This window comes from Muribacter muris (assembly GCF_001038205.1).
In the GTDB taxonomy this organism is placed as follows: domain Bacteria; phylum Pseudomonadota; class Gammaproteobacteria; order Enterobacterales; family Pasteurellaceae; genus Muribacter; species Muribacter muris.
Genome location: NZ_JWIZ01000023.1, coordinates 68,959 through 81,071 on the forward strand (window position 1 = coordinate 68,959; position 12,113 = coordinate 81,071).

The following is a 12,113-nucleotide window of genomic DNA, read 5'->3' on the forward strand; positions in this document are numbered from 1 at the left end:
TTATTTATCTTCTCGATTAATTTGCGTTGCTGTAAAAAAATTTAGAGCAATATCTTCCAAATTTACCTTGCCAGTATCATCTGTTTGAACGGAATACTGTTTACCTGTTTTAGGTGAAGCAAATAGGATACTTTCCCCTTTCGGAGAATTGCCATAAATATCAACATACTGTAAATCTATACTTTTATCTTCATATAAACTAGCATTCTCCTCCAATTCAATATCTTTCTCCTGCATTCCAATATGCACCGCATCTAACCATATCCCCTCTCCGTTCATCAATATCGTCGATTGACCGAACCGCAATAAAATTTTCTCGTTATCCAGCGTGATTGAGGTCTGCTCTCCCACCTCCAATTCAATCCGATCTTGGGCATATTGGGCAATCTCTTTAGCAATGATACTTTTTAGTAGGCTGACCGTTTCCATATCATTTCCTGCTAAGACTGTTTTTAGCTCATTTCCGGTGGTAATTTGTGTGGTTCTACCCCGACCTATTGTAGTTGTTTGGCTTCCGTCCACCGTTAAACTCCGGTCGTTTTTTATCCGGTTACGTTGATCGTGTTTGACTAATATTGCCATATCCCGCTCAGCGTGCATATCAAATAATTCGTCATTGGTCGCATCATCAAACATAATGCTGTTATACCCTTTCCCTCTATACGTTTTGGATTTGATATACATCTGGGTGCGGCTTGTCGGTAAATGACCCGGCGGTTGCTGTAAGGCATTATAGACCCTGCCCGTAATCATCGGTTGGTCCGGATCGCCCTCTTGGAAACTCACCACCACCTCTTGTCCGATGCGCGGTAGCGAGAGCATTCCCCAGCCTGCCCCTGCCCAATCACTCGCTACCCGTATCCAACACGAGCTGCGGTCGTTATGTTGCCCCTCTCTGTCCCAGTGAAATTGGACTTTTACCCGACCGTAATTGTCTGTAAAAATCTCTTCCCCTTCCGGCCCTACTACAACGGCTGTCTGCGGACCGCTGATATATGGTTTTTGAGGAAAGTTACCCCGATAATTTTGTGCTCTCGGAATAAAATCAAACACCGTCGTCAAATAACTCCCGTCCTGACCACGACCAAACGGAGCATCTTCCTCTAAACTCTGTGCCTGTTCGCCCCGACACTGTATCTTTATCGGCTGCCAGTAGGTATTTAATTCGCCCTGCGGATGAGCGGATAACTTAAACAACTGCCCCACCCGAACTGCCAAGCTGTTACTTTCGCCCTGACCGATATTCGCATCACGCCGTAAACTGTCCAATCGAGTGGCGGCATAGTAAGCCCCCTGTTTATCTTTATATCTGCCCGGATAATCGTAGTGGCTGTAACCTGCCTTTAATCCTTCGTAATAATCACGTTTCTCCGCCTGATAATTGGCTAACCAACGTGGGTGTTTAAAACTGTAATCTTTAAACTCAACTCGGTGGGGGCGTAATTGGTGGGCAAACTTGAACGTGGAAATATGGGAGGATTCCGTGGCAGAGCGTTGATGGGGATTATAAGGTAAATCTGGTGCCGCACCGACTTGCAGTTTTTCCCACCGATCGCAAAATACCACCGTTTCCCGACCGCTTGCTTCCTGCTCAAAATAGAAAAATATCCCCGTTTCACCGATCAGGCGTTGCAAGAACGCCAAATCTGTTTCTCGATATTGCACACAAAACTCACGCTTCGGGTGCTTATCTCCCTCTAAGGCAAAGGCAAAATGCGGTAGCTTATGCTCTTTTAATATGATGCTGATAATCTCCCGCACATCTTTTAATTGAAAAATCCGGCTATTATGCCGTAGGCTTAAGCGATAGAGATAAGGCGCAAGCTTTATGCGGTAGTATGTGCGGTGAAAGCCGCTATCGCCTTGTTCAGCAAAGATTGTCATACCGCTAATTCGCTGTTGTAACCGACCCGAACGCCATATTTTCAATGCTGCTGCACTATCCAATAATTCCGCTAAAGCCACTTTTTGCGATATCGGGGCGGATAACAGAACGTCCAACTCATATAATTCATTATAACGTTCTTGGTAATCAAACCTCACCACCGAAAAGAAATCTGCAGGCAAGCCTTTTACTTCAAACGTAAATTGTAATCCCCCAGAGGAATAACCGGAAAGTGTTTCTGAAATAAGATGAGAGCGGTTCATTGAGTGTCCTTTTAGCCAAGATACTAAAGCAACCAAATCATACTGAAAGCCCGTCTATTTTCCAATCACTTTTCTTTAAATTTAATAAAATTTTTTTGCATAATAAAAAGGCACACCAAGTGTGCCTTTCAACCTTTAATCTGTTATTTGGCGAGCGGTAGCCAATCAAGGCTAAAGAGTAATTCCCACCAAACAATGCCTAATGTGCAGTGGATAATCAAGCTGCCGAAGGCAACGATTGCGCCGGCTGTCCACCACGATTTGATGTCGTTATAGCCTGCACCAAAGGTAATAGGGCCGGGGCCGCCGCCATAGTGCGTTACCGAGCCACCGTAGGAATTAGAGAATAGCAGTCCTAGTGCCAGCAGTTCGACAGGCGCACCGGTTACTTTACCGACAGTTGCAAATACCGGCACCATCGCTGCCACATAAGCGCCGCCAGAAGCAAATAAGTAACGCACTGCGACACTTGCCACCAAAATTGCTAATAAGGCAATATTGCCGTGATCGCCGAAATTTAACGCTTGTCCCAATACATCAGCCAACCATTTGAAGAAGCCGGCTTTATCTAAAATCCCCGACATTCCGATGATCCCGCCGTACCAAATCAGTGTATCCCAGCCGGCTTTATTTTTGCGGACATCGTCCCAAGAGACAATGTTTAACACAATGCACAGCACCATTATCGCTAACGCCACGGTAGTTGCATTCACATTCAACACGTCAGCAAAAATCCAGCATAGTAATGCAACCACGAACAACACGGCTAACGCTTTTTCACGGAAGGTCATCGGCCCAAGTTCTTCCAAGCCTTTGCGGGCTATCTCTTTGTTATCAACGGTTTTCATTTCCGGCGGGCAGATGAAGTAGCAGACGAGCGGAATTAAAAATAAGCAGAGTAACCCCGGCACAGAGGCGGCTAAAAACCACTGTACCCAGTTGAGATTAAAGCCCAAAATCGGTGCCATTAGCGATAACGCCAACGCATTCGGTGCCATTGCGGTGAGGAAAATGTAACTCGTGGTTTTCACCACCATATACACATTCAATAGCAAATAGCGCCCTGCTTTTTTTGGGCTTTGTTCCGGATCAGACCCCAATGCCACCGCTACACTGTTGATAATCGGGAACACGATTCCCCCTGCACGGGCCGTATTAGACGGCGTTGCCGGCGATAACAGCAGATCCAAAAACATCGTAACATAACCTAAACGTAAGGTCGTACTGCCCATTGCCGCAATCATATGGTAAGCAATCCGTTTGCCTAATCCGGTAATCACAAAAGCGGAACTTAACGTAAAGGCGGTAAAGATTAGCCAAGTTGTACCGGATTGATAACCGGCTAAGGTTTGGCTGACTTTCACCAATGTGGTCGCCCCGTCCGTATTGCCGATTACCGCCGCCGAAGCTGCCACCGCTGCTAATAAAATCACCGGCTCACCGTAGGGTTTCAGCACCAATCCCACAATGGTCGCTAAATATAAACCGAATAAACGCCACGCAATCAGAGAAAGCCCCTCTGGTGCCGGCAATAAAAACACGATCACCGGAATGGCAACCAGTATCGCTAATTTTTGGACTTTCGATAAAGCCATAAAATAACCTCTAAAAAGTGAATAAAATTCTGTCCAATAAAATAAAAAACCAAGTTAAACCGAGCAGATCCGCACTGCCGCCGCTGCTTAAATTCCGCTGAATGCAAGCGGTATCGAATGCCGTTAATTTTGCAATGAGAGTCTCTTTATCCTGCCGTTGAGTATCGGCTAAAATCTGCTGCGCTTGCTGTTGCACAAAGGTCAAGCCAGCTAAACCGCCACGGTGCACTACGTTGGTATCTTGGTTGTGAGCCATCAGAAATAGCAGCGTTAGCCGCAAACGGTGTTCATCGTCAATGTTCGGTAAATTTTGCCAAAATGTCCAAGCCTGCCGCACGAGTGGAAAACCCTTTTCCGCTTCACCTCGTGCGCCGGTTAATCCGAATTGCCGAAAAAGTCGCATCCCTGCGGTAAGCGGCTGATTTTCAGCCGTCATCTCCAATTCTCGACAAACGCCCTTCGTCATCTCTGCCACACCATCGCATAACTGCGTCAGCCAATTCTCCGCACAGTAATGACCTTGCCCGAGTAAACGCCCTAGTGCCGTACAGACTAAGCCGAATGCAAAAATAGCGCCTTTATGGGTGTTCACCCCGCCCGTTGCCCGCCACATTGCCTGCTCGGCTTGTTGCCCAAGCGGTCGGATTGTCGCGAAAAGTTGCAACGGTGGGAGATCGAGACGATCCAAGCCGATCCGAACACAGTCGGCAAAATAGGGGCGAAGGGCTTCGGCGCTCCGCTCGAATGTTTGCACGTTCATATCACGGTGCGAGCCGTTATTTCGGCGATCAACCAAGCCCGGCTTTGGGGTCAGGTAAACTTCGTCCAGCAAGGCTTGGCGGGCTAAATCGGCAATAGTTTCCGCCAATACCCGTTTCTGCATTTCCGCTAAAATCGCCTCGGTAGAATGGGTTCGCTCTCTGGCACAGATCTTGGCATCTCGCTCGCAGACTAAACAACGGCGGGGCGAACCGCCAAAGTCGCTACGGCTCAATAGTCTGCCCTGTTCGTCAAATACGTCCAGATCCCATAGGCGACTCAGCGGCGAACGTGCTTCCAACATCATCATCGCCTGCTTGAGTGTATCGGCGGCGATAGGCAGAACAAATAACGCTTCGTGTCCTGTGGTCAGCGGGCGGATAAATTCGGCTCGTGGCGTAACGCCTAGCTTGGCGAAACAAGCGGTTAATTCCTGCAAACAGTGTGCAAAAATCGTATCAAGCAAGCCGTTTTTCTTCACTGCGCCGACTGCCAGTAACGTTACCGACAATACGGGCAGACGGAAATCCGCAATGCATTGCTGCTGCAACGCTGCCCTCTGCTCACGGGCGGCAAGTAACGCGTCAAGGCTGACGGTTGCTCCCGCCAGCGAAACGGTTTTGCAAAAATCTGCCGAGATCATACCGCTTGCCGTCCGCTACTCTGCCACTTGGTAAACTGTATCAATGATTGAACCGTCCCGATAACGCACCACTGCCACCGGTCTGTCGGTAAAGGCGATCGGTTTCGGCTTACCGGTCAGTTGATATGCCCGTTCACATAATTGTTCGATGGTGAACAGGGGAATATTCGCTTGGGTCAGTGCCTCAATTAAATCCGGTCGTTTCGGATTAACCGCCACGCCGTGATCCGTAACCAGCACATCAATATTTTCGCCCGGTGTTACGCAGGTAATCACATTGTCCACCACGGTTGGAATCCGTCCCCGCACCAGTGGCGCAACGATAATCGCCACCTGCGCCGATGCCGCCGTATCACAATGCCCGCCCGATGCACCACGGATAACGCCGTCCGAACCTGTCAGCACATTGACGTTAAATTGGGTATCGATTTCTAACGCACTTAAAATCACTACGTCCAAACGCTCGACCGATGCGCCTTTCGAGCTGAAATTAGCATATTGGTTTGCCGACACTTCAAGGTGATTCGGATTGCGTTCCAGCGATTCCGCTGCATCTTTGTCGAAACTCTGCACATCAATCAGTTTTTTGATAAGCCCCGCTTCGTGCAATGCCACCATACTGGCGGTGATGCCGCCTAACGCAAATGAGGCAGTGATATTTTTAGCACGCATTTTATCTTCAAGAAAACGCGTTACCGCCAGCGCTGCACCGCCTGAGCCGGTTTGCAATGAAAAGCCGTCTTTAAAGTAGCCGGAGGCAAAAATTACATCGGCGGCTTTGCGGGCGATCAATAATTCACGAGGGTTAGTCGTCATTCGGGTTGCCCCGCCGCCAATTTTTTTCGGGTCGCCCACTTGCTCGACCTGCACGATCAGATCGACCTGATCCTGTGCAATACTGGCTGGGTGGTGTGGATAGGCAACCAACTCTTCCGTCAATAGCACCACTTTGTCGGCAAACTCGGCATTCACTTTGGCATAGCCGAGCGAACCGCATTTGCTTTTGCCGCTAAAACCGTTGGCATTACCAAATTCATCGCACGCCGGCACGCCTAAAAACGCAACGTCAATTTTGATTTCACCGCTTTTGACTAAATGCACCCGCCCGCCGTGGGAATGGATATTCACCGGTTCGCTCATCAATCCTTTAGAAATTTCATCGGCAAGTTCACCTCGTAATCCTGACGAATAGATTTTGCGCACCACACCGTTTTTGATATGTTCAATCAACGGCGCGTGGGTATCGATCAGGGAGCTGGACGCTAAAATCAAATCCTTAAAGCCCATTTCGGCAATTTTCGCCATCACCATATTGACGATAAAATCGCCGCCACGGAATGCGTGGTGGAAAGACACGGTCATTCCGTCTTTCAAACCGCTTCGGGTTATCGCTTCCTCTAAAGTTTGGCACAATTTGCGATCTTTTCGGGTTTTCAATAGTGCTTCGGCTTTCGGGACTGCTTGGTAAGCGGTGAGATCCGTACCGTTTTTTGCAAAATCCGCGATGCGTTGTTCTCTCGTTTTCATTTCTGTTACTCCTCACGAATACCGGATTTTGACCGTTCCAATACTAATCTTGCCCGTTCAATAATCGGGGCATCAATCATTTTGCCGTTTAAAGAGACTACCCCTAAGCCTTGTTCCTCTGCCACTTGTGCCGCATTGATGATTTTGAGGGCGTGGTCAACCTCTTTTTGAGTCGGGGCAAATAAATTGTGGATCAGCTCGATCTGGCGTGGGTTAATTAACGACTTACCGTCAAAACCGAGTTGTTTGATCAAGCGAGCCTCTTGCAAAAAGCCCTCTTCACTATTGGCGTTGGAATATACGGTATCGAAGGCTTGAATGCCGGCGGCTCGTGCTGCTTGTAAAATGCTGCAACGGGCAAACAGTAACTCAATACCGTCCGCCGAGCGTTCGGTTTTGAGATTACGCACATAATCTTCCGCCCCTAATGCAATGCCGATTAAGCGTGGCGAGGCAAACGCAATTTGGTTTGCCTGCGTAATGCCGAGAGGGGATTCGATCGCTGCCAGTAATTTGGTGCTACCGATTGCCCGCCCACAGCGTTGTTCAATCTCGGTAATGGCGTTATCCATTGCGATCACGTCATCTGCCGTATCGGTTTTCGGCATTCTCACCACATCGACACCAGCACGCACAACCGCATTGAGATCGGCTAAGCCAAATTCGGAATCAAGGGGATTGACCCGCACAACCGTTTCCATTGCCTGATAAAGCGGGTGTTGCAGTGCGTGTGCGACCAACATTCTGGCGCTATCTTTTTCCTTCAACGCCACCGCATCTTCCAAATCGAACATAATCGCATCGGGTTGGTAGATAAAACTGTTGCTGATCATCGCCGCATTTGAACCCGGCACAAACAACATACTGCGTCTTAATTTCATAGCATTTTCTCCCATTCGACCGCTTCGTCGCTTGCCCGTAACAGTGCCGCTTTTAGTCTTGCCCGCAGTACGCAGTCGAGTGCGCCTTTGTCCTCAATATTTACTTGCACTTTGGTAATATTTAGCTCGGAAAGCACCGCTTGCACGGTGGCGATAATCGCATCACCAAACTGTTTGCCTACCGAACTGTTGATTTCAATTTCAACACTGTCTGCCGGTGCGATACGCACCAGTGCATCGCTCGACTCCAATGTGCCGGCTAATGCAATTTTGCTAATCTTCATAAGTTTCCTTTATCGCTCAAAATAGAAAGGGGTTTATTGGGGAAGATGGTGTCCGCTGCGGGCAGCCATTTCACGCAAGCGAGGGCAGAATTTCTGCATTTGATACCCTTTGCTTGCCAATGACGGCGCATTTTGTTCAAGGTAGCGGAAGGTACTTTCCAATACATAATGGGCAAGCTCCGACCAATTCTGCTCCCCCCACAATTTCCGCACTTTTGAGGCGGAAATCGGCTGATCTTGGTACTGCTTACGAGCCAATTCCACCACTTGAATTTTAGGGCTAGATAACTTGCCACTGTCGAGCCATTGGTGCATTTTGTGGTTATACGCCGCCGTTACCTGACATAACGGCTCTGTGCCGACAAAACGGTGGGTAATATTTAATGCGGGGGCAATGTATTGGCGGAAAATTTTGAGATCCAATTCCAAATAGAGATCGTCCGCCAAGCCTTTATCTTTTAAAAAATAGTGAGGAAAAGTCGCACGGGAAATAATATAGTCCGAGCCTTGATGCAAGGTAATACGGGAGAGATCACTGATGCCCTGTTTCACGAGATCAAAGCGGTCTTGATAAGAGAGTTGGGAGGCATTTTCGCCCACCACAAATAAATGCAGATGATCGCACTGTGCAAGTGCTTGTTCGATTAAATAGCGATGCCCAAGGGTAAACGGGTTGGCATTCATCACAATTGCGCCGATTTTCTCACCTTTCACCGCCATTGCCCGCCATTTTTTGCACTGTTTTTTTAAACGATTTGCACTGTTCTCAAGCAATACCACATTCGGACGAGCATCGGCAATCGTATAAAAACCGCACGCTTTAAATAAGGCTTCGTATTCAGGTTTGGTGTAAATAAACAGATTTGGTCGCTCTAATTCATAGGCGAGATTGATTAACTCAGTGGCAAGGGTCAGGGCAACGCCTTCACCACGGCAAGCCGGCGCAATCGCCACACATTTGATAATATTGCCGGCTAAACCGCCGCAGGCAATGATCTGATCTTGATGATTATACGTCACCACAAACACTTCGATTTGAGTGTCGAGGCTTAATTGATTTTCCGAGAGAAAGGCTTCAATCGCCGTTAAATGTGTACGATTATGCGCAAAAATACGTTCAAAATACATCGTTTGAATAATTTTTAAAAACAAAATAATTATAAATTCCAAGCCTATTTTACTGAATTTTCACCCGAAATTTTGAACAAATTCGCCTTATTTGATGCAGATCAAAATCCTTTCACCCAAATGTTATGCTACTGTTACTCCAACAAAAAAGTTGATAAAAATCATAACCTTTCTCTTACTTTTTAATGATAACAACGGTTAATTTGCAAAAAATAGCACTGAACAGCCCGCTTGTTTTAGCATAAAAAAAGAGGGCGAACCGCCCTCTTTACATCACTCCAAAAACAGCATTGTTTTTTAGTGTTTTTGCTCCAGCTATTTATAACTACTGTCCGTTTTATTGAATTGGATTTTAAAATCTCGCCTGTCCCTGATTTTTGTAATCTCCCTAAATCCCCCTTTTTCAAAGGGGGACTTGATCCTCCCTCTTTACGAAAGAGAGGATTAGTCTTTAGGAAAAAGTAAACTCCCCTCTTTGAAAAAGAGGGGTTGGGGGAGATTTTGGCAATAAAAAAGGCGAACCCCAAAAGGCTCGCCTTATTTACATTACTACACAGAACTAGATCGTGCGTTTGATTTCCACCACTTCAAAGACTTCGATTTGGTCGCCGACTTTGACATCGTTGTAGTTTTTCACACCGATACCGCATTCCATACCGTTACGCACTTCGCCTACGTCATCTTTAAAGCGGCGTAGCGATTCGAGTTCACCCTCAAAAATCACTACGTTGTCACGTAATACACGGATTGGATTATTCCGTTTCACCAAGCCTTCGGTAACCATACAACCGGCGATTGCACCAAATTTCGGATGACGGAATACATCACGCACTTCTGCCAAGCCGATAATTTCTTGTTTAAATTCAGGCTGTAACATACCGCTCATTGCCGCTTTGATCTCGTTAAGCAGTTCATAAATAATGGAATAATAACGCAGATCAATATTTTCATTTTCAATGATGCGGCGGGCAGAGGCATCGGCACGCACGTTAAAGCCGACCACAATCGCATTGGAGGCTGCGGCAAGGGTCGCATCGGTTTCGGTAATTCCGCCTACGCCTGAACCAACTACTTTGACTTTGACTTCGTCCGTTGAGAGTTCGTGTAACGCTTGAACAATCGCTTCCACCGAGCCTTGAACGTCCGCTTTCACGATTACGTTCAATTCTGCGACATCGCCCTCTGCCATATTGGTAAACATATTTTCCAATTTCGCTTTTTGCTGACGTGCCAATTTCACTTCACGGAATTTACCTTGGCGATAAAGGGCAACCTCACGGGCTTTTTTCTCATCACGCACAACAGTTGCTTCATCACCGGCAGCCGGTACACCGGATAAGCCTAACACTTCGACCGGAATAGACGGGCCGGCAGACTCGATCTCTTTGCCGTTTTCATCACGCATTGCACGCACACGACCGTACTCAAAGCCGCATAAAACAATATCGCCTTTATTCAGCGTACCGGATTGCACCAAGATTGTCGCAACCGGGCCACGACCTTTGTCGAGGTAAGATTCAATCACTACGCCGGTTGCCATTCCTTCTTTCACTGCGGTAAGCTCTAAGACTTCCGATTGCAACAGAATAGCGTCTAATAGCTCATCAACGCCCGTCCCTTTTTTCGCCGAAACGTAAACAAATTGTGCTTCACCACCAAATTTTTCTGCCACCACATCGTGTTGTAACAATTCTGTTTCAACCCGATCCGGATTCGCTTCCGGTTTATCAATTTTATTTACCGCTACCACTAACGGCACATTTGCCGCTTTGGCGTGTTGAATCGCTTCAATGGTTTGCGGCATTACACCGTCATCGGCTGCGACTACCAGCACCACGATATCCGTTGCTTTCGCACCACGGGCACGCATTGAGGTAAAGGCGGCGTGTCCCGGCGTATCCAAGAAGGTAATCATCTTACCGTCATCGGTTTCAACGTGGTAAGCACCGATATGCTGGGTAATCCCGCCCGCTTCGCCTGCCGCCACTTTCGCTTTACGGATATAGTCGAGTAAGGAGGTTTTACCGTGGTCAACGTGCCCCATAATCGTTACCACCGGCGCACGGGTTACTTTTTCCGCATCGGTATCACGATCGCCCAATACCGCTTCTTCTAACTCGTTCTCTTTACGCAGAATAACTTTATGCCCCATTTCTTCGGCAACCAGTTGTGCAGTTTCTTGGTCGATCACTTGGTTGATCGTTACCATTTCGCCCATCTTCATCATTGTTTTGATGATTTCAGTTGCTTTCACTGCCATTTTATTTGCCAAATCGGCAACGGTAATGGTTTCCCCAATCACGACATCACGGCTGACCGGTGCGGCGGGTTTGGTAAAGCCTTGCTGTAATGCACTGCCTTTTTTGCCTGATTTATGCTTGCCCTTACCTTTCAAATCTTTTTGATTACGGCGATCAGACTGGCGTTCGTTTTTGCTGCCGCTCTCTTCATCTCTGCCGCCTTTTTTCGCTTTGGCTACCGCCGGTTTGCTACTGCGACTACGGTTGCCTTCGCTGCGCCGTTCGGAATCACGCTCTGCTTCACGGGCATAACTGGAGGTAAAGCGGTCATCTTCGAAATCATCACTGTACGATTGGCTTTCCTCACGCTCAATTTCAGCTAAACGGCGGGCATTTTCTGCGGCACGTTTTGCGTCCATTTCGGCTTTTTGGCGAGCCAATTCGTCTTGTTTACGGCGTAATTCGGCCTCTTCTTTTTTCTTCGCCTCTTTTTCCGCATCCACGACTTTTTCCACTTTCACCGCAGGTTTAGCCGCGTCTGCTTTCGGTTTGTCGGTTTTCGCTTTATTCGGCATTACCGGCGGTGCAATTTTCTTCGCTGATTCGACCGCTTGTTGTGCCTGTTTTTCGGCTTCGGCTTTCGCTTTTGCCTCAGCTTCCGCTTGAGCGGCTTTCTCTGCGGCTTCTTTTTCCGCTCTCTCTTTTGCTTCCGCCTCTGCTTTAGCTTTTAATTTAGCTTCTTCCGCTGCTCTTTTAGCGGCTTCCGTATCGACTTTGCGGGATTTACGCACTTCAACCTGCACCGCTTTCGCTTTACCGCCCGCGGTTGTGCCGCTCACCGTTGTTTTGGTACGACGCTGCAAACTGAGCTTTTTCGGCGCATCTAATTTAATTTCGTTATCACTCAT

General features: G+C 47.7%; 8 protein-coding genes. All 8 read right to left on the minus strand.

Features of this window, described 5'->3' with window-relative positions; all coding sequences use genetic code 11:
- The 8 genes from tssI to infB all read right to left on the minus strand — a co-directional run bounded on the left by tssI (position 1) and on the right by infB (position 12,113).
- Positions 1 to 2,148: a type VI secretion system tip protein TssI/VgrG gene (gene tssI / locus RO21_RS04440; protein ID WP_053067706.1), complete on the minus strand. Its 2,148-nt coding sequence runs from the start codon at positions 2,146 to 2,148 to the stop codon at positions 1 to 3.
- Positions 2,149 to 2,291: 143 nt separating this feature from the next.
- The gene (locus tag RO21_RS04445; protein ID WP_047976590.1) at positions 2,292 to 3,743 is read right to left on the minus strand and encodes an anion permease; all 1,452 of its coding nucleotides are present in this window, start codon (positions 3,741 to 3,743) and stop codon (positions 2,292 to 2,294) included.
- Between the two features lie 10 nt (positions 3,744 to 3,753).
- Positions 3,754 to 5,145: a triphosphoribosyl-dephospho-CoA synthase CitG gene (gene citG, locus RO21_RS04450; RefSeq protein WP_047976591.1), complete on the minus strand. Its 1,392-nt coding sequence runs from the start codon at positions 5,143 to 5,145 to the stop codon at positions 3,754 to 3,756.
- Positions 5,146 to 5,160: 15 nt separating this feature from the next.
- On the minus strand, positions 5,161 to 6,672 hold the full coding sequence (gene citF, locus RO21_RS04455; RefSeq protein WP_047976592.1) for a citrate lyase subunit alpha: 1,512 nt from the start codon (positions 6,670 to 6,672) through the stop codon (positions 5,161 to 5,163).
- Between the two features lie 5 nt (positions 6,673 to 6,677).
- A complete protein-coding gene (gene citE, locus RO21_RS04460; protein ID WP_173425295.1) occupies positions 6,678 to 7,553 on the minus strand; it encodes a citrate (pro-3S)-lyase subunit beta in 876 nt (291 codons plus the stop codon).
- Entirely contained in the window at positions 7,550 to 7,837 is a 288-nt protein-coding gene (gene citD / locus RO21_RS04465; RefSeq protein WP_047976594.1) for a citrate lyase acyl carrier protein, read from the minus strand. Before citD ends, citE begins: the two co-directional genes overlap by 4 nt.
- Positions 7,838 to 7,870: 33 nt before the next feature.
- Positions 7,871 to 8,965, minus strand: a complete 1,095-nt coding sequence (gene citC, locus RO21_RS04470; RefSeq protein ID WP_084724245.1) for a [citrate (pro-3S)-lyase] ligase — start codon at positions 8,963 to 8,965, stop codon at positions 7,871 to 7,873.
- A 559-nt stretch (positions 8,966 to 9,524) separates the two neighbouring features.
- The gene (gene infB / locus RO21_RS04475) at positions 9,525 to 12,113 is read right to left on the minus strand and encodes a translation initiation factor IF-2 (RefSeq protein WP_047976595.1); all 2,589 of its coding nucleotides are present in this window, start codon (positions 12,111 to 12,113) and stop codon (positions 9,525 to 9,527) included.

Excerpts from the sequence above, each read along its gene's own strand:
- tssI (WP_053067706.1), bottom strand. The coding sequence starts at position 2,148 with ATGAACCGCTCTCATCTTATTTCAGAAACACTTTCCGGTTATTCCTCT.
- RO21_RS04445 (WP_047976590.1), bottom strand. The coding sequence starts at position 3,743 with ATGGCTTTATCGAAAGTCCAAAAATTAGCGATACTGGTTGCCATTCCG.
- citG (WP_047976591.1), bottom strand. The coding sequence starts at position 5,145 with ATGATCTCGGCAGATTTTTGCAAAACCGTTTCGCTGGCGGGAGCAACC.
- citF (WP_047976592.1), bottom strand. The coding sequence starts at position 6,672 with ATGAAAACGAGAGAACAACGCATCGCGGATTTTGCAAAAAACGGTACG.
- citE (WP_173425295.1), bottom strand. The coding sequence starts at position 7,553 with ATGAAATTAAGACGCAGTATGTTGTTTGTGCCGGGTTCAAATGCGGCG.
- citD (WP_047976594.1), bottom strand. The coding sequence starts at position 7,837 with ATGAAGATTAGCAAAATTGCATTAGCCGGCACATTGGAGTCGAGCGAT.
- citC (WP_084724245.1), bottom strand. The coding sequence starts at position 8,965 with ATGTATTTTGAACGTATTTTTGCGCATAATCGTACACATTTAACGGCG.
- infB (WP_047976595.1), bottom strand. The coding sequence starts at position 12,113 with ATGAGTGATAACGAAATTAAATTAGATGCGCCGAAAAAGCTCAGTTTG.